This window comes from Stenotrophomonas maltophilia, assembly GCF_025642255.1.
Classification (GTDB): Bacteria; Pseudomonadota; Gammaproteobacteria; order Xanthomonadales; family Xanthomonadaceae; genus Stenotrophomonas; species Stenotrophomonas maltophilia_P.
On sequence record NZ_CP106759.1, the window covers coordinates 2,461,093 to 2,477,959 of the forward strand.

A 16,867-nucleotide genomic window follows, 5' to 3' on the forward strand; every position below is an offset into this window, starting at 1 on the left:
TCACCCCAGAACCGACTGCACCAGCACCTGGCCGTACCGTGCGAACTCCGCCGGGCCGGGGTGGTTAAACAGCGCGGCCGCTCCCAGCGAATCCGGGCTGGCGCCCATGCCTCCCAGCTGCTCGTCCATGACGATCCAGTGCTGCGGCGCATACGCCGCACCCGCCTCCACAGCGGCGCGCCACAGAGCCCTGTTGGTGTAGTTCCAGCCCGCCAGCGCTCCGCCATCCACCGCATTTCGCCGCGGGACCGACAGGACGATGACATCCATGCCGACCGCCTTGGCCTGGCTGGCGATGCTCTTGATGTTGGCCAAGGTGGTCGCCTGCCCCAGCTCGTTCATGCCGAAGTGCAGCAACAGCACATCTGCCCCGGAATCCAACACCGGCTGCAACCTGGCCGGCCACAGGCCGTTGTCCAGGCTGTTGCCGGAGGTGGTGCCGCCGCGACCGAAGTTCAGATAGGCGGCAGACTGCCCGCTCGCCTGCTCCAGCGCCGCGATCAGCGACCAGGGAGCGCTGATCTTGACGTGGACCTGTCCTGCGCCGTCGCCGAAATCGTACTTGGGCAGCGCCGCCACGGTGTCGGCCGGCATGCTGATGAGGTAGTTCTCCGGCCGGTCGCGGGTGGTGCCGTTGGCGGTATACGGCGGGGTGCCCAGCTGCACGGCGACGATGGAATCCCCGTAACTTGCAACGGTGATGGCCTCGCCGCGCGCGATCTTGCCCAGCAAGCGCCGCAGGCAGGAACGGTTGTGCATCAGCAGCTGCTGCCAGTCGTCCTCGCTCCCCCGGCGCACCACGCCGCTCAGGAACTTCGACGCATTGATGGCCGTGACCGTGTTGCCCACCACGTGCAGATACCCGATCACCGCCCGCCCATCGTCCGGCGCGGGCCGGTACTCGACAGCGTCGAAGTCACGCTCGGGTCCGGCCTTGACCGTCACGGCCTGCGTCTGCGGGTCCATCTGAATCAGGTCGTAGCGCTCCCTCTTGTAACTGTAGGTCACGTCCACGTTGAACGCGGCGACGTCGACCAGGCCGCGCAGCTTTCCGTTGACGTGGTAGGCGAAGTCCGTGCCCAGCGCCAGCGCGGTCCCCGTGTCACTGCGCGAGGCCGAAACGCCGCTGATGTGCCGTCGACCCAGCCACGCACCCGCGATGCTCGGGAACACGGTATCGAGGTCGTAGATGAGGCTGTAGTCCTCCTTGTTCTCCGTGCCCGTCGCTGCAGCCGTGACCGTCAGCGCCGCATTGACGCTGACCTTCCGACCGTCCCCGTAGCCGCTTCCGTTCACATACACGGACAGACCCGAGACATCGATCTGGAGGTCATAGGCATCCAGCAGGTGCACACCGAGGTCGCCCGAATCCTCGGAAGCGAGCCGGAACACATCGCCGCCCAACCTCCAGGCAAGCGCCGAGCCGGCCGCGATCGCCGACGAACCCCGATACCAGCCACGCTGCTGCTGGTTGTAGCCGCCGTCCGCCGCACGGGTAATGCCGATGCCGACGTTGGCCGCAGCCGCGGTGTATCCCCACAGCTCGAACAGGTACGTCTGCCCGTCGGTCGTCTGGATGGCCGGGAACGGGAACCGCAGATCCTGCCAGGTTCCGGAGACAGCCTCCAGGCCCAGCTCCGCCACAGTTTTGATGCCGCTGTAGAGCAGCGTGGCCGTCCCGTCGCTCGCCGGGTAGTTCCCAGCAGTTGCGGGGTTGGTCGGGCGCGACCACACGCGCAGCCGCAGGCTGGCAACGGTGCTGGCCAACTCCACCATCAGGGCCAAGGTGTCGAGGGACGACCCGGCAGCGATGTCCTGTCCGGCACCGGCCTGCGCACCGAAGGTCCACGCGTAGTGGCCACCCTCCTGCCCATAAATCTGGCCATTCGGTTCGCGCACCGCCGCGGCAGAGAACTGACGGGTGAAGCTTCGATCGATAATGCTGGCCTGGGATTCCAGCGCGTTGATCTGCGGCGCCAGCGCGCTATCCACCTCCCTGTAGAAGGCCTCGAATGCAAGACGGTTGGGCGCTCCGACGTTCTGGCTGGTGCCCCCGGCGTTTCCGAACCAGCCGCGCCGGAATTGAGTCAGTGATGGCGCATCGTTGCGGATGCCGATGGACAGACCGCCGGCAGCGCTCAGCTTCCACACCAGCAGATCCGATCCCGTCGTCGTCACCGTATGCGGAAGCCTGAACTCGACGTACTGGAAGTCGTTTCCGTTTGCCAGGTCCGCGCCGTTGACGGTGACCTCGGCCAGCAGCGTGTCGTTGGCAGTCGGCGGGTACGCCGACGTGCTTCCGGCCTGCACCCGTGAGTACACCTGCAGGGTGATGTCACCGAGCAGCGGCACGTTGCTCATCCAGAAGCGGTATGCGTTGACCGGCAACCCATTGGCCGCTTCCGACGCCGAGTAAACCGCTCGGTTACCGACAGGGGCGAAGGTCGCATTGTGCAGGACCTGCGTCACCATGCTCTCGGTGACGGCCACCTGCGTCAGCGCATCATCAGCGTCACGGGCTGCGCTGGCGATGCCGAAGCGCGTGGGATTCCGGTCAGCCTTCTGGGTCAGCACATCCGGGGAGCGCCATTCCAGACCGGCGCTCACCATGACATAGCGACCACTGTTCGGCACCGTGAGGCCCGACACCGGGTCCGTGTGGCTGCCGGTGTCACCGATCACCGCCACCTGACGGTTCAGGGGGATGCTGCCCGCTCCCGCCGCGGCACTCGCAGCAGCCCAGGTGGGAAACTCGATGGTGCTGCCGTTGGCCAGGAACTCATTGAAGTCGGCCTCGATTCCGGTCCAGCTACGGCGGGTCAAGCCCCGACGATCAACCCATGTCCGAGCCGATCCGTTGATCCCGGCATCCAGGTTCTCGGCGTTGTCGTACAGATCCAGGGGCGAGTTCGAGCCCACCGGGTTGCCGGTGTTGTACTTGGTCATCTGGGTGCGTCTCCAGGGGTGCTACGGCGCGGTGGCGTCGTCGTATTGGTAGAAGGCGGGGTCGTATTGCAGGGCGGTCAGCTCAACCGAGCCGTCCTCGCCGGGCGTGAGGTCGGCCAGAACGGCGTCGTACCCAGCGCGCGTGCTGTCGCAGAAGATCAGCTCCGGCGGGTCAATCGTCGGGTCATCCATGATCCAGGTGTTGAACGCGTGTTCACCCGGCAAAGCGGAGGCGGCAATGGTGAGGCGGTGGTCATCCACGCGCGTGGGGACGATCACATTCGACAGCGTGCCGTCCTGGAAGCGCACCAGGCACCGCGGCGCCGGCAGGCTCCAGTCCAGGTACTCGCCCACCTCGATCAGCAGCTGGGTTCCCTCGAGCCGTGCCGATTCGATCATGGCGCTGATGGTGCTCGATCCCGGAATGTCGTCGAACAGCTTCACCCGGTCGCCGTACTGATAGACCAGGCCCATCATTTCGGTCTTGGTCTTGTAAGTGAGGCGCTGGCCTTGGTGCTTCATCAGGCGCCGCATGCCGATCCGATACGCGCGGTCGCGTGTTCCAACACCCTGCAGCTCGAAGGTCTCCACCTTCCACGGCTCAGTCACACCGGGTAGCCGGCATTGCACCGTCTCGGCCGCCCACGTCACCTCATCGATGTAGGTCACGTCCACGCCGTCATAGTCATCCGGCCCAGGCGAGATGAAAGACGTGGTCAGCGGCTCCAGCTGGCGCTGCGGCGAGATACCGCCGCGCCAGGCCTTGACCCCCTCCCTGCCCGCCGAGCACATCGAGTCGATCAGCAGGAAGTAGCCCATGCCGGCCTGCGCTGCCAGCTGCAGCATGTCCAGAGCGCTGGTCCCGGACTTCTCCGCGCTCAGGTCGAAGAACTCTCCCCGCGGCGTCCAGTAGGCTTCCTCCAGGTGCTGCAGCGTGTCCAGGTCGATCTGGTCGCTGGGCAGGCCAAGAGAGCGCATCACATGAATCATCGCGCCACTGATGCTGCGCGCAGCGCCTTCGTCGTACAGCCGCGTTGCCTCCACGTTGAACCGCCTGTCCGTCTGGGCAGCCAGCTTCGTGCCGGTCGTCACCGTAAGGCCAATGGTGGTCAGGTCGTCATAGCGTGTCGGCCGCTGCGAGAGCCGTGCGCGCAGCCCCTGCCAGAAGCAAGCGTCCCGAGCAGAGTTGCCACCACGCTCGGTGACACGCCGCACGCGCACCTCAATCTGCCCCGGCGTCACCAGTTCAATCCGCTCAGTGAAGCCCAGCGCGTCCTCGGACGTAGCCGTGTAGACGTGGGTGCGCACAGACCATGCGTCGCCAGATCCGAACACACGCCAGGCCACCCGCACCGTCACGGTGAATGTGCGCTTGTTGCCCTTGTCCGTGTACCAGATCAGCCCGCCCGGAAAGTTGAAGTCGTACTCGAACGCGTCTGTGGTCTCCCCACTCGGGCATACCAGGAACGGCCCGAGCCATTCCTCTCCCTCCTGGAATCCGGTCGCCCGGTAGTCGGTCACCGTGCGGGTCGTCCATCCCGGCCAGCCGGTATCGATCACGCCCCCCTCAGTCAGGCGCTGCACCGTCAGGGTGAGGCCTGACACTGAGGCGATGCGGTACTCACTCTGACCGCGCGACATTGCCAAAGACACAGTGCCCGGGGGCAGACCACCGAACGCGGTGCCGGCGGCGCTGTCGTACGCCAGCGTCACTCGCGGGAACGTTGCCGGTGTCCCGCCCGTAGTTGCCTCGCCAGGCGTGGCGGTCGGGCTGCTGCCGAACACGGCCGCCGGCAGGCCGCTGTAGGTGATGCTCCCGCCGACATAGGGGCTCGACGCCTCGGCAATGGTCACCACACCGCCAGAATGGGTTGCTACCAGGCCGCTGTCCACGAGCTGGTCGTTGATTGCAGTCAGCAGTACGCCGATGGTGATGTAGTCGGCCACCAGGGCGATGCTGTAGGTCGTCCCGCGCCAGGTGATCCCGAACGTGACAGGAGAGCCGCTGAAATCGAAGCTGGTGGCTGCCGCAGATCCAGTCACCCGCGCCGCACTGCCGCCCTCACCAGGCACCGCCGGAGACCCGGGAACGTAGCTCGCTACGAAGAGCGCGTAGTCCGCGCTGTTGTAGGTCAGCAGCACCGGCATCCCCACGTAGGGAGCCAGCTCATCCACCGCACTGCCGGCGATGATCGAGTACAGGCCGCTTGTGGTTGCCGTGAACGTGGCAGCCACCTTCAGGGTCAGCACCGCGCCGACCGTCCAGCTGGCAGGCACGGAAGTCGCAGGGCGCTCCTTCCCATCTGCGTCGGTGACGGTCGCGTTGTTCAGCGTGATCACATTGCCGGACACGGTTACCGAGTCCGCGTTGATGCCTGTGGCCACGTCCGCCGTGTCGCTCAGATCCAGGCCGGCCGTCCCCGAAGCCGTTGCGCCAACCTCGGTGGAATTAACCCAGTTCTCGGAGCGAACGTCTCCGCCCACGTCGGTGCCCGGTGGATAGATGGTCATCTCCACATCGCTCCCGAAGGAGCTGATCGGCGTGTTCCCCAGCCGCGCGGAACCCACCGGAATGATGTGCCTGCCCTTGCCGACGCAGACGAACATGTGGGTTCGGTAGGTGTTGCCGCCGACGAACCGGGAGACCGGCTGCACCAGATAGTCGGCCCACACCCGGCAACGGCCCATCACCTCGCGGATGGGGCTACCCAACCGCGCAGAATTCGCCCGCGCCGTGTCGAGGCTGAGGCTGTCGCCTTGCCCGAACCGGCTTCCTGATGGCAGGTTCGACGCCATGTAGATGGCGTAGGCCGCGACGACGGCCACCACGACCCAGTAGACCACTGCGCCAATGCCCTCGTAGTGAGGCACCGGGTAGATGCGCACATCTGTTTCAGCGTCGATCCAAGTGGCCGCCCAAGCACCAGGGGGAACCGCATCGCCGTCAACATCCACCTCGATCGGCTGCTCACCTTCTCCGGTGTATCCGCGGACCTTTGACCGCAGCCAGCTGTCGACGGTTACCCGGCCGTGCTCGTGCGTTTCAAGCGCCTCGCCGGGCATCCGCGAAGGGAACACCCGGATCACGCGTAATACTCCACCCGGTTGAACCGGCGTTCGAAGCGCGCCACCGGCAGCACGGTCACGTTCCGGCCATCATTGCACTCCAGCGTGCACATTCGGCCCTCAACCTCCACCAGCACGGCCACATGCGTCACCATGCTGCCTTCGTAGCAGAACGCCACAGCGCCCTCTACAAGGTCGCTGCCGGCGTGCTGCAGGACGGCCTGCTGCGCCAGCTCGGGCAGATCCTCACGGGTGGCGCCGGGATGCTCGTCCCAGGCCGGGAGGCCCAGGTCGCGGCGGACCTCGTTGACCACGCCATAGCAGTCCAGCTCGGGGAACACGCGGCCACCGCTGACCCAGACCACATCCAGGTACTTTTCCAGATCGATGCTCATGAGATGTAGCGAAGCCCCGGATGTTGGGAAAGGTTGAAGCGATCGCGAGGCCACGCGGTGTCGAGGATGTTCATGAACCCGGCGGTCACCTGGACCTCCGTGGCCGACCACTGCCCGCCCTTGATGACCATGGACAGAGGGCGCTTGATGGGAGCCAGCAGATCGCTGCTCAGGTAAACCCGCAGGGTGACTGTCATCGCTTGCTTCGACGCCAGTGCTGCACGGATTCTGCTGCTCACCACACCGTCGATGTTGGTCAGCGCAAAACGCAGATCCTGGACGCCGTCCGCGTTTCGGGCGGGCTTTGCCACGTCCATGCCGCAGGCCTTGAAAGTGACTGTCTCGCCTGTCTCCAGCACCGCCCGCAGATCCTCCCAGCCCTTTGTCAGGTAGTAGGTGTCGCTGCCCGCCGAGATAGCCAGCGTCTCGTGCTCGATCTCGCTGCCCCCGGAGGCATACAGCCGTTCCAGAATGCTCATGGCTCCGGCCACTCCCTGTTTGCTGCCAGATCGATCACGCTGGCCCGCAGGAAGCCATCCGGGAACTCCGTCCACCCGTCCGCAAGAAGCGGACGCAGGTACAGCTCAAGCGGCGCAGTGAACATCCATAGGTTGCCGTTGGTCAGCGTGGGCCCGTCGTAGATGTCGGTGAACCGGGCTTTGTAGTAATCCATGCCCAGAGGACTGCGAAGCCGGCACGCGAACCACGCGACACCATCCGACAGCTGTTCCTGAAACCACTTCTCGAAAAGAGCCGCCTGCTGGTCGTTGAGTAACCAGCGCACTTCGGTCTGGCTTGGCGTCGCGGTGTAGGCGCGCCGCGGCAGCGAGCGCCCGCTCACAAAGGTTGATCGGATCAGTGGCGACAGGTGGCGCAGGCCGTACCCCTCGCGCAGAGGCTCCGGCAGCCACTTAGGCTGCATGATCAGCGCCATTAGCCGACCTTCCTTCTGACGTTCCAGTTCGACCGCATCGCACGTGACTGTGGCCCTGTGCCGGACGTGGTGTCGGCAACGCGGTCCTGACGTGCCAGCATCACCGCTCGGGCTACTGTCTGCTCTTGCATCAGCCTCTCCCGCTCGCTGATGGAGCCGTTCACATTGAAGTTGAACTCGTAGTTGTCGCCGCGCCCGCCACTGACTGAATCTCGCGACACCCGATCCAAGGTCGCATCCAGCTTCGCGCTGGTTGCTGCGGTGGTAACCCGCTCACCCTTCTGCAACAACCAGGTGCCTGTCTCGGGCACGCTATCAATACCGTCGTGAGCCATACCCACGGCAGATACCTCACCGACGAGATTGGCAACAGCCGCAGCTGCGGCGGCCATTGCAGCTAGGTTTGCGGGGAACGGGAGGCCGCTCGAAAGCGCCGAGCTGACAGCATCCTTTGCGGCGAGGGCAGCTTTGGCCACCGAGAACGCCTTGCTGATCGCGAAAGCAGCCCGGTAGATGCCAGACTGCTCGCCGAATCCAGCGCGCATTACACCCGCGACGGCAGACAAACCCTGCTCCGCAGCTGTCAGGCCAACCTGCCACCTAGCCTTGTCCAGTTCGTCCAGCCTTGCCTGATGCGTGGCGGCCAACGCCGCCTCCTGGCTGTCCCATTGATCATTCAGATCAGCACGGGCCTTCCTGTACTCATCCAAGGCCTCAAGCTGCGCAGCGTACCGCTTGTTCTCCTCCTCGACAGCCTTGTCGATCTTGGAGAACTCACCGCTGGCGCCACCGTACAGAGCGTCCGGGCCGCGGTACTCGCTACCCATCGATCCGCCCACCTGCTCGATCGCCTTCCCGGCTACCTTCGCGAACTCCGGATCGTTTGCGGCGCCCACGGCAGCGGCAGCCTGCAGAACCTTCAGCCGGTCGCGCGCCAACTCAACGCCCAAGGAATCCTTCTTGTTGAGTTCTTCCTTCAGCTTGACGAACGCCTCAGTTGCCTTAGCAGCTTCCTCGTTCGCTGACTTCACCCCTGCCAGCCTATCGATCTCCGTCGCCAGCGCGCGAAGTCGCTCCTGCTGGGCGGCGTTCAGGCCCTGGAGGCTGCCCTGGGCCATTTCAAAGTTCAGGCGCTGCAGCTCGGTGGCCCGCCCCGAACGGTCTGCGCTGGTATCGAACAGCTCGATCTGACGCCGCAACTGCAACCCGGTCGATTCATAGGCCTGCTGCAGCTGCTTCTGAGCGGCCAGACGCTTCTTCGCGTTCTCAGCGTCGGCAGCTGCTGCAGCGGCTGCTTCTCGCGCCGCACTGTCGCTGGAGTTTGCCGTGCTATCTACCGAGCCGGTGACCCCCTTGAAGGCCTCCGCCGCCCGTTGGTACTTGTAACGTTCAGTCAGCTCCCTCTGAATGCCGATACGCTGTTGAGTCAGATCGTTGATCTGCTTGAGCCTGGCGGCCTCCTGAGCATCCGTAAGCGGGATCCCAAGGAGCCCGGTCTTGTTCTGCTTCGCGTAGTTGATCAACCCATTCAGCCGGGCCATCTGCTCGTTGAGTGCGGCCTCACCTGCGTCCTGGACGCTTCCCCCGGCGTCAAGATTCGCGAGATCCCTGACCTTGGTGATGAAACTGGCGATCTGCACAACACCATTCGCAAGCTCGCTGGACAGATTGGCCACCAGGGTGACAATGCTGTCGAACCCATCCTTGACCTTCGGGTCCTGCAGAGTATCGATGAGGTCGTTGACGGCAGCCGTAGCTCCCTTGAGGCTCCCATCCTTAGCCGTGGTGATGTCATCCAGAGTGTGGCCGAGCGCAGTCAGCGCTCCCCCGAAAGTGTCACGCGCCGCCAATGCGGCGCCCGCATAGGACTCCTCGAGGATCTCCAGGATCATCACCTGGGCCTCGCCTTCCTTGCCAGCTCTCACCAGCTCGTCGATCGTACCGCGGACTTCCTTGGTGAAGGCCGCGCCGAACCCCTGTTGCGCCAGCGCGGCAGCGGCTTTGCTGGGCGACTCCAGCGCGCGGCCAATCGTTTCGGCTGACTGACTCACGCTGATGCCGAGACGGGCAGACTGGTCAATCACAGCCTGCATCGCGCGAGGGATGTTGGCGGACAGAATTCCCGAATAGGACAAAAGCCTGGTCTGCGCCTCGACGATCTCGCCGCCGCTGAATGTGGACTTGTCGGCAAGTGTATCGGCCATGTCCAACAACTGCTGGCGGGTGTACCCGGCAGCACCACCGGTTGAACGGATAATGGCGTCGAGCTGAGCAACCTCCTTCTCGGCCGCGATGCTGTTGCGCCCGAACTTCAGCGCTACAGCGGACAAGCCCGCAATACCGACAGCAACACCAGCAGCAAGAGCGGCACCGGCCATTCTTGCCTCGGATTCGACCTTCTTGCGCCACTTCTCCGCCCGGCGCTCGGACTTGTCCAGGCCAGACGCAAAGCCGCCGACCTCGGCGATCACGTCGATGGTCAGCGTACCAAGGGACCGGGACATAGCTCTCTCTGCTGCAGGGGCTGGCCGGCGGCCAGCCAGGTTGATGTGCACCCTATGGCGGGGCTACCACTGCTTCATCGCCTCCTCGAGGCTGATGGGCTCGGCATCCACGTGGGGCATGAAGTCGGTGGGCTTGAACGCCGCGCTGCCTGGCTTGCGGTTCGAGTTGGCGAACAGCGCGGCCAGCATCCCTGTCGCTGCATCCATCCGGCTGCCCAGGTTCAGGCTGCCGCGCCGGGCTCGATAAACGCTCCAGAGCTGGAACTCCCGGATGGAGAGGCGCTCCTTCGCCTCCCCGATGCTGCGGCCGCCAATCCCGTTCAGGACCAGCTCGCACCACAGCTCATCCTCCGGGGTCAGCTCGTAGCTTTTCCCAGGTTGTTCACCTCGCCGATGGCCATCAGCAGTGCCACCGACAGGTTGCCGTCCAGGGCGCCGCGCTCCGGATCGGCCTCGCCGGTGATATCGGCAACGGTGAACACTGCCTTGCCGTCCTGGTCGCAGATGCTGGCCGCGATGCGGCCAGCCACGCCATCGTGCTTGTTCGTGGCCGACAGCACGTCCGACACTGCCGCCTGGAAGCCCAGCGGCCGCACGTACACCGTAGCGGTCAGCTCCTCGTCGCCCTGCTTCCAGCGGATTTCCTTCTCCACCGGGCGGCCAGTGAACGCGCCGACCTTCTGCAGGCCGGCCACGCTCAGGTTGACCGCGCGGGCGGTGGCCGGCTTCTTGGCTCCCCGGCTCACGGCGTTTCGGCCTTACGCAGCCAGACGCCCGATCCGCTGCGCTGCATGGTCGCCGCGGTGGTGACCACCGCATTGCCCTGGAAGTCGAACGGGAAGTCGCTGACGTAGGCCTGGAAGGTGTACCAGGTGCGGGTGTTGGGCAGGACCAGCTCGGCCACCGTCGAGCGCTCTGCCGTCGCCGCGGCACCGGTGCCAGCGCCGCCGCTGAATGCAACGGTAGGAACACTGGTGTACCCGGTGCCGGGGTTGGTGATGTTCACGCCGATCACCGAGCCGGAATCGACGATTGCCGTGGCCGTGGCGCCCGTGCCGCCGCCACCGGTGATGGTCACGGTCGGCGCCGACGTGTAACCGGTGCCGCCGTTGGTCACTTCGATGTTCGAGATGCTGCCGACCTGCTGAACGGTGGGTTCGATGTCCACCCCATCAGACCAGCCGATGGCCCACTGGATCGGATCGCCACCATCCACCTGCTCGGCCAGCTGCCAGAACAGGTAGTGGCTCTCGTTCTTCGGGTCGGCGTTGATGGTCACCGACGCCTGGCCAGGCGTGCGCAGGCCCTTCTTGTAGGTGCGCGTGTTGGTCTCGGACAGGCAGGTGTCGTCGATCTGGTCTGCCGGCGCGGTGCCGGGGTTGAAGGCCGTGATGCACTCGATCTCGCGGACAGTGCCGTTGATCAGGCCGTACAGCTGGGTTCCTTGGGTCAGGATGCTCATCGTTTCTCCTGCGGGCAATAAAAAGCCCCGCAGTGCGGGGCGTGGGTGGGGATGTAGCGGGCGTTACCGAGGGACCAGCCAGTCCACATCGAATGACAGGCGCAACAGCTTCGTTTCGGGATCAAGCATCTGGCTGCCCCAGCGCGTGATGTACCCGCGAGGTTCGAAGGCATCGCGCAGGGCGGTGGCGCCCTTGACCAGTGATGCTTCGTCCTTCGCATACACGTCGACCTGCGTGGTCAGCGCGTCCACGTCAGGGCGCTGGGCCAAGTAGTTCTCTGGGCTACCGCTGACTGTCTGCCACACCGCATAGGGCAGCGCAGGCGGATTTTCGATCAGGCCGAACGGATAGACGCGGGTCGGTGCGTCGCCGAAGGCCAGCCGCACCGGTGTGGATGCGATGCACAGCGGGAAGATAGGGGGGATCATGTCGCTCCCTGCTTGGCCAGCACGCGGTCCAGCGCCTGGTTGAAGCTCCGCGCGAACACGTCGACAGCCGTCTGGCCGGCCTGTTCCGGCACCGGCCTGAAGATCGGCTGCGCAGGCATCTTCGACGTGCCGAACTCCAGCAGGCGCCAGTACCAGGTGATGCCACCGGGGTTGCTCGTCCCCTGCTGAGCGGCGCGGCCGGCCTGGGCGCCGCCCAGAACGCCGACACGGAACGCCAGCACACCGTCCTGCTTGAACGCGCGTCCATTCCAGCGCACCGCGACGTTCTTCCAGATGGCGGTCTCAGTCTCGTGGTCATCCACGCGGCGGGCGTTGCTCTGCGCCTGGTCGCGCAGCACGTTGGCCGCGCGGCGCAGGGCCGCACGCCCGCCCTTGTAATTCACCTCTCGCTTTACCTGCGCCATCTTGTTGCGGATGCCGTCCAAGCCGCTCACGTCGAATCGGATGCCATCAGCCATCGTTGACACCCTCGCTGCACGGAAGCGTGAGGTACTCCAGGCCACTGACCGGGTCGGGCAACACGCCATGGATGTTCAGCACCTTGCCCCGGAACAGCACCCGGCACTTGTCGGTCACGCCTTCGCGGTGGCGGATGGTCACCCGCAACGTGACCTCGCTGTCCACCGCCTTGGCTGCCACGAACTCGCGGGCCGACAGCGGCGCCACTTCTGCCCACACATCGGCCAGCGGCTCCCAGCTGACGGTCTGCGCGCCGGTCGCACTCGACTGCCCGTAGACCTGACGCTGCAGCTGCACCCGGTGGCGCAGCCGGCCAGCGGCGATCATCGCGGCTTCCCGCTCAGGTAGTTGCCCGACCCCGCCTGTTCCGCCTCGGCGCGCTCGCTGTCGCAGAGGTAGTCCACCAGCCGATTAACCGCCTTGGCGTTCTCCATGTCGGCCTTGGTCTTTTCCTGCAGCGCCGCCACCAACTGGTGCGTCGCCTCGGTCTGGGCTCGCAGCGCGGCCAGCAATTCGCTTTGCTCGTTCATTCGCTTCTCGCATCCATTTCATGAGCCAGGCGCGACGCCGCGCGCAGCCGGAGCAGGCCACTTCAGACGCCGAGCCCGACCCGGTACGGCCACAGCAGGCTCCGGGGACCATCCTTCATCTCGGAGACGATCGTCCCGGTGATGACGCTTTCTCGGTTGGCGTAGAGATGGCCGAGCGTAAGCAGGATCGCTGCACGAATTGAGTCGTTCACCACCATGGGCTCACAACCGGCCGTACCGGCCAGAACTGCGGCCGCCATGCTGGCGGCGTCAGGGAACACCTTCCGGTTCATGAACTCCTGCGCCGCCTCCTCAGCCGCGCCGCCGTATAGCTCCAGCATTGCGTCGTCGGCGCTATCGGCCCGGCAGTGCTGCCGGGCCTTCTCGATGGTGATCAGCTGCATGGCTCAGGCCTGGGCTGGCGTCGCCGCCTTGATGGCGGTTTCGATGGCATCGATCACGGTGGCACGGGCCTTTTCGCCTTTGGCGCGCTCAGCAGCTAGCGCGGCTTCGAGGGTGGCACGATCAGTGACACCGGCCAGCGCGGCGATGACCTTCTCGACCTTCTGCCGCACCAGGGCTGCGCCAGGTTCGGGTGCCGTCGGAGCCACCTTGTTGTCCGGCGCGGGAGCCATCTTGTTCGACGGCAGCGGTGCGGCCTTCCCTTCGGCTCCTTGCGGAGCGATCAAGCCCAGTATCAGCAGCTCCTTTGCACGCGTATCCGGCCCGGTCCAGGGCTTACCGCGCTTCTGGTATCCCCCCTCGGCGTTGGGGTCATTGAACCCCTTCTTGGCGATATACTTCATGGAATTCTCCTGTGGCGGGCCAGAAGACCCGCCACTTACTTGCACCAGCAGAGGGCCCTATTTACGGGGTCGGATCTTCGAAGGTGCCGTGCACGAAGGATTCCGGGCGATAGACAGCCAAGGCCAGGCGCTCCTCAGCGCGGATGGTCACCATGTTCTTGCGGAAGTTGTCGCCGTCCTCGGTGGAGACTTCGACGGCAGCATCCTCACGGTCGAAGACCTGGGCTGCGATATCGAACGCACCAACCAGGAATTCGCCCTCCGGCACTGCAGTGGAGTCCACCACCGGAAGCTTCCACATGCGCGGCTGACCACCCTCCACCACGTTCACCCAGATGTAGCGGCCCTGCTCGTCCTTCTGCAGCTCGATGTCCGCCCAGTCCACCGGGTTCAAGGCGATACCGCTGGCGCGGTACTCCGCCACGCGGACCTGCAGGATCGCGCGACGCAGGATGTCAATCTTGGTGTCGCCAGCCTTGCGCAGGGCCTCGTTGAACGCCGTCGCCTGGGGGATCAGGCCGAGCAGGTTCTGGCCGGTGCCGTCGCCTGCCAGCAGCTGGGCTTCTTCCACGTACTTCAGGCCGTAGATGGCGCGGCCGTTGATGTAGCTCTGCAGCAGCGGAACATCGGCCAGAACCTGCTTGGAAGCAAGGAACCAGTGGGCCAGGGTCTTGACCGTGGTGGTCTTCAGCTCGAACGACAGGTCGGACTGCGGCTTCAGCGCGGTTTCCGCCACCGGTGCCGCCATGTTCTGGAAGCCCGATTCCTGCACGAACTCGATCGCGTTGGAGCCCGTGCGACCCGGCATGATGAGGTCGCGGATAGTGAAGGGGCGATCCGGGCCGGCAATGATTCCCGGAACCCGCGTCGGCTGAATGGCGGCGCCCACGCCACCGGTGCCAGTGGTGGCGCTGGTGATCGCGGTTACCGCCTTCAGGTTCATACGGGCGATGCCACGCCCCTTGACAACCAGGTCGTTGAAGCCCTCCTGCTCGGTGAACTGCTCACCGATGCTCTTGAGGTCAACGGGATCGTTGGCCGAGAAGCGACGCGCCAGCTTCTGTTCCACTTCGAGCAGGCGAGCATTGATCTCGATGCCCCCCTTGGAAAGCAGTTCCAGCACGCCCTTGGTGTCGTCCAGGATCTTGCCGTGCTCCTTGATCTCGTTGCTGGCCTTCTCGGCGAACACCTTGATCTCGTTGTCACGTTCGTTCAGCTGGTTGATGAGGCCCTTCAGTTCCAGCGTGTCGTCCAAGGTCTGGGCGTTCTTCATTTCGCGGCCAATCGAGTTGGCCAGTGCGGTGTAGCGGGACATATGTGTGTTCCTCAGAAAGTCGGGAGGGTGAGCCGCCCCAGAACCGGGACAGCCGTGTAGTCTTCAGTCGCCTTGCTCCCGGACTCGCTCCGGTCCAGCAGATGCTTCAACCCGCGGTTGGCGATCACCGCAGATTGGCTTTTCGAGAAGCCTGCCTCACGCAGGATCTGCTCAAACTCAGGCATGGTCGGCAGCGACCCATGTGCCAGCTTCGACTTGATGGCATCGATGCGGGCGTCATCGTTTGCCGGGAAGGTGACCAGGCTGATTTCCACCAAATCAACCTTCTTGAGCGTGCGCACGCGCTCCTTTTCATCCCAGCTGTCCTCACGGACGTAGTAGCCGATGGACAGGCCCGACACCGCGCCGGCCTTCATTAGCGCGTGCGCCTCCTTGGCGCGGGCCACCCCGTCGATGATGAGCTGGCCCTCGACCTTGAGCCCGTGCGCATCCTCCACCAGGCCGGTGTACACCCCGATTGGCTCACCGCTGCGGTGCTGCCACAGCACCGGCACCGGCCGGCCCTTGGATTTGATCTCTGCCAGGCTCTCGCTGAATGCTCCAGGCGCAACCACCTCGCGGTAGGAATCGACCGTGCCGAACACCGAGCCGTAGCCAGAGAAAAGGCCGTCATCGCTGACGGCCTTCACGGAGAGATCAAAGTCCCTGATCTTCAGTGCTGCGCTTTTTCGATTCATGTCGTCTTCCCGTCGTCAGATTGCAGCCAAGCCATCAGTGCCGAGCGGGCCTGCTGGTCACCTGTGTTGGAGCCCAGCATGTCGATGGGCAGGAGGTTGGATTGCACAGTCAGTTCAGCGGCCTTGCCACCCTTACGCTCGAGGTTCTCGCGCTCACGACAGTCGTCTCGCGAGTAGATGCCGTTCTGTACCATCGTGCTGTAGAAGGAGGCCCTGGCCGCACTATCGGCCCGCAGGAGACCCTCCACCGCGAACTCGGCGAAGTACTTGGCTCGTTCGACAGGAGCCATCAGATCCTTGCGAATCGACTGTTCGATGCGCCGCAGCCACGGCGCAAGGGAGAAGGTCAAGAACCCGATCATCTGTTGCTCGATTCCCGTGCCCCAGCTGGTGGATTTCTCCGCGTGCCCTACCATGAACGGGGGAACGCCAAACCACCTGCAGATTTCCTCAACGTTGAACGCCCGGGTAGCCAGTAGCTGAGCATCTTCCGGATTCATGGGAACCTGCTGGTACTTCATGCCAGCCTCAAGCAGCATGGTCTTACCGGCATTCATCGCCCCCGCAAACTCGGCTTGCATGTTCTCGCGGAAGGTGGCCCTGTTCTTTTCGCTTAGGATCTGATCGGTGGTCAGCACGCCCCCAACGTTCATCCCGTTGGCGAACACCTTCGACGACGCCTCGTCTGCGGCCATGGCCGCGCCGAAAACTTGGGCGCCGGCTTGGATGGAAGAGATCCCCATCGACCCGTCCGTACTGAAACCACGGATGTGCCACATTCTTTCTTCGGAGATCACGCGCTGACGGCCATCGGTGCCCGAGTACCGATACTCAAGCTCACCGGTTGAAAGTCGCCTAACAGCCATTCGCTGTGGCTGCAGAAACTCCAGATTCACCAAGCGTCCGGAGCTGAGCGTCTTCTCTGCGTAAGCATTTCCCCAAAGGAGCAGGCTCACCATGACGACCTCCCAGAACTGCACAGCTGTCATGTCAGCATTTGGCTGGTTGTGCAGGATCTCGTAGAGGGGGTGGTTGTTGGCTGCCACCCTGGTGCCGTCGGGCTTTCGTTCAAAGAACCCAACCGGAAGTGTTGCAATGACCTGGGCAAGCAGCCGCACACATGCCATGGCCGCAGACAGCTGCAGAACCGTGCGCTGGTTCACGGTCTTTCCAGCGCTTGAACCACCGCCGGACCATGCAGCCCAGAACGCTTCATCGGCGAGGCCGATAGGCACCCCGAGCCACCGGAGAACCGATGACTTGATCCTGCCGGGACCCTTCTGCTTTGCGTCCTTCGTCATC

The 16,867-nt window shown here is 64.5% G+C and carries 18 protein-coding genes; all 18 read right to left on the reverse strand.

From position 1 onward, the window contains the following. The 18 genes from N8888_RS11225 to N8888_RS11310 all read right to left on the reverse strand — a co-directional run bounded on the left by N8888_RS11225 (nt 1) and on the right by N8888_RS11310 (nt 16,866). The gene (locus N8888_RS11225; RefSeq protein WP_263174774.1) at nt 1-2,946 is read right to left on the reverse strand and encodes an SGNH/GDSL hydrolase family protein; all 2,946 of its coding nucleotides are present in this window, start codon (nt 2,944-2,946) and stop codon (nt 1-3) included. 21 nt (nt 2,947-2,967) lie between these two features. Then, nucleotides 2,968-6,033, reverse strand: coding sequence for a host specificity factor TipJ family phage tail protein (locus N8888_RS11230; RefSeq protein WP_263174776.1), 3,066 nt, complete (start codon nt 6,031-6,033; stop codon nt 2,968-2,970). Further along, nucleotides 6,030-6,407, reverse strand: coding sequence for a nitrite transporter (locus tag N8888_RS11235; protein ID WP_263174779.1), 378 nt, complete (start codon nt 6,405-6,407; stop codon nt 6,030-6,032). Before N8888_RS11235 ends, N8888_RS11230 begins: the two co-directional genes overlap by 4 nt. Continuing rightward, nucleotides 6,404-6,886, reverse strand: coding sequence for a DUF1833 family protein (locus tag N8888_RS11240; protein WP_263174781.1), 483 nt, complete (start codon nt 6,884-6,886; stop codon nt 6,404-6,406). The genes N8888_RS11235 and N8888_RS11240 overlap by 4 nt, the downstream gene beginning before the upstream one ends. Beyond that, nucleotides 6,883-7,341, reverse strand: coding sequence for a hypothetical protein (locus N8888_RS11245; RefSeq protein ID WP_263174783.1), 459 nt, complete (start codon nt 7,339-7,341; stop codon nt 6,883-6,885). The genes N8888_RS11240 and N8888_RS11245 overlap by 4 nt, the downstream gene beginning before the upstream one ends. Beyond that, on the reverse strand, nt 7,341-9,845 hold the full coding sequence (locus N8888_RS11250; RefSeq protein ID WP_263174786.1) for a phage tail length tape measure family protein: 2,505 nt from the start codon (nt 9,843-9,845) through the stop codon (nt 7,341-7,343). The genes N8888_RS11245 and N8888_RS11250 overlap by 1 nt, the downstream gene beginning before the upstream one ends. A 63-nt stretch (nt 9,846-9,908) precedes the next feature. Beyond that, nucleotides 9,909-10,205 carry a phage tail assembly protein T gene (locus N8888_RS18815; protein WP_430542984.1) on the reverse strand — a complete coding sequence of 99 codons (297 nt, stop codon included), beginning with the start codon at nt 10,203-10,205 and terminating at the stop codon, nt 9,909-9,911. Next, entirely contained in the window at nt 10,202-10,591 is a 390-nt protein-coding gene (locus N8888_RS11260) for a phage tail assembly chaperone family protein, TAC (RefSeq protein ID WP_263174790.1), read from the reverse strand. Before N8888_RS11260 ends, N8888_RS18815 begins: the two co-directional genes overlap by 4 nt. Then, on the reverse strand, nt 10,588-11,307 hold the full coding sequence (locus tag N8888_RS11265) for a phage tail tube protein (RefSeq protein ID WP_263174793.1): 720 nt from the start codon (nt 11,305-11,307) through the stop codon (nt 10,588-10,590). The genes N8888_RS11260 and N8888_RS11265 overlap by 4 nt, the downstream gene beginning before the upstream one ends. Before the next feature lie 63 nt (nt 11,308-11,370). Beyond that, nucleotides 11,371-11,736: a tail completion protein gp17 gene (gp17, locus tag N8888_RS11270; RefSeq protein WP_263174795.1), complete on the reverse strand. Its 366-nt coding sequence runs from the start codon at nt 11,734-11,736 to the stop codon at nt 11,371-11,373. Continuing rightward, on the reverse strand, nt 11,733-12,215 hold the full coding sequence (locus N8888_RS11275; protein WP_263174797.1) for an HK97-gp10 family putative phage morphogenesis protein: 483 nt from the start codon (nt 12,213-12,215) through the stop codon (nt 11,733-11,735). Before N8888_RS11275 ends, gp17 begins: the two co-directional genes overlap by 4 nt. Next, on the reverse strand, nt 12,208-12,543 hold the full coding sequence (locus tag N8888_RS11280; protein WP_263174800.1) for a phage head closure protein: 336 nt from the start codon (nt 12,541-12,543) through the stop codon (nt 12,208-12,210). The genes N8888_RS11275 and N8888_RS11280 overlap by 8 nt, the downstream gene beginning before the upstream one ends. Beyond that, a complete protein-coding gene (locus N8888_RS11285) occupies nt 12,540-12,746 on the reverse strand; it encodes a hypothetical protein (RefSeq protein WP_263174803.1) in 207 nt (68 codons plus the stop codon). Before N8888_RS11285 ends, N8888_RS11280 begins: the two co-directional genes overlap by 4 nt. A gap of 62 nt (nt 12,747-12,808) precedes the next feature. After that, a complete protein-coding gene (locus N8888_RS11290) occupies nt 12,809-13,150 on the reverse strand; it encodes a head-tail connector protein (protein WP_263174806.1) in 342 nt (113 codons plus the stop codon). A gap of 3 nt (nt 13,151-13,153) precedes the next feature. Next, a complete protein-coding gene (locus N8888_RS11295; protein WP_263174809.1) occupies nt 13,154-13,552 on the reverse strand; it encodes a hypothetical protein in 399 nt (132 codons plus the stop codon). A gap of 61 nt (nt 13,553-13,613) precedes the next feature. Beyond that, nucleotides 13,614-14,867, reverse strand: coding sequence for a phage major capsid protein (locus N8888_RS11300; protein WP_263174811.1), 1,254 nt, complete (start codon nt 14,865-14,867; stop codon nt 13,614-13,616). 11 nt (nt 14,868-14,878) lie between these two features. Further along, nucleotides 14,879-15,565 (reverse strand): HK97 family phage prohead protease, encoded by a 687-nt coding sequence (locus N8888_RS11305; protein ID WP_263174813.1) that lies wholly within the window; start codon nt 15,563-15,565, stop codon nt 14,879-14,881. Then, entirely contained in the window at nt 15,562-16,866 is a 1,305-nt protein-coding gene (locus N8888_RS11310; RefSeq protein ID WP_263174815.1) for a phage portal protein, read from the reverse strand. Before N8888_RS11310 ends, N8888_RS11305 begins: the two co-directional genes overlap by 4 nt. Nucleotide 16,867 lies beyond the last annotated feature (1 nt).

What these genes read in the sequence shown, in the direction of transcription:
- N8888_RS11225 (WP_263174774.1), bottom strand. Translation starts at nt 2,946, where the DNA reads ATGACCAAGTACAACACCGGCAACCCGGTGGGCTCGAACTCGCCCCTG.
- N8888_RS11235 (WP_263174779.1), bottom strand. Translation starts at nt 6,407, where the DNA reads ATGAGCATCGATCTGGAAAAGTACCTGGATGTGGTCTGGGTCAGCGGT.
- N8888_RS11240 (WP_263174781.1), bottom strand. Translation starts at nt 6,886, where the DNA reads ATGAGCATTCTGGAACGGCTGTATGCCTCCGGGGGCAGCGAGATCGAG.
- N8888_RS11245 (WP_263174783.1), bottom strand. Translation starts at nt 7,341, where the DNA reads ATGGCGCTGATCATGCAGCCTAAGTGGCTGCCGGAGCCTCTGCGCGAG.
- N8888_RS11250 (WP_263174786.1), bottom strand. Translation starts at nt 9,845, where the DNA reads ATGTCCCGGTCCCTTGGTACGCTGACCATCGACGTGATCGCCGAGGTC.
- N8888_RS11265 (WP_263174793.1), bottom strand. Translation starts at nt 11,307, where the DNA reads ATGAGCATCCTGACCCAAGGAACCCAGCTGTACGGCCTGATCAACGGC.
- gp17 (WP_263174795.1), bottom strand. Translation starts at nt 11,736, where the DNA reads ATGATCCCCCCTATCTTCCCGCTGTGCATCGCATCCACACCGGTGCGG.
- N8888_RS11275 (WP_263174797.1), bottom strand. Translation starts at nt 12,215, where the DNA reads ATGGCTGATGGCATCCGATTCGACGTGAGCGGCTTGGACGGCATCCGC.
- N8888_RS11280 (WP_263174800.1), bottom strand. Translation starts at nt 12,543, where the DNA reads ATGATCGCCGCTGGCCGGCTGCGCCACCGGGTGCAGCTGCAGCGTCAG.
- N8888_RS11285 (WP_263174803.1), bottom strand. Translation starts at nt 12,746, where the DNA reads ATGAACGAGCAAAGCGAATTGCTGGCCGCGCTGCGAGCCCAGACCGAG.
- N8888_RS11290 (WP_263174806.1), bottom strand. Translation starts at nt 13,150, where the DNA reads ATGCAGCTGATCACCATCGAGAAGGCCCGGCAGCACTGCCGGGCCGAT.
- N8888_RS11295 (WP_263174809.1), bottom strand. Translation starts at nt 13,552, where the DNA reads ATGAAGTATATCGCCAAGAAGGGGTTCAATGACCCCAACGCCGAGGGG.
- N8888_RS11300 (WP_263174811.1), bottom strand. Translation starts at nt 14,867, where the DNA reads ATGTCCCGCTACACCGCACTGGCCAACTCGATTGGCCGCGAAATGAAG.
- N8888_RS11305 (WP_263174813.1), bottom strand. Translation starts at nt 15,565, where the DNA reads ATGAATCGAAAAAGCGCAGCACTGAAGATCAGGGACTTTGATCTCTCC.
- N8888_RS11310 (WP_263174815.1), bottom strand. Translation starts at nt 16,866, where the DNA reads ATGACGAAGGACGCAAAGCAGAAGGGTCCCGGCAGGATCAAGTCATCG.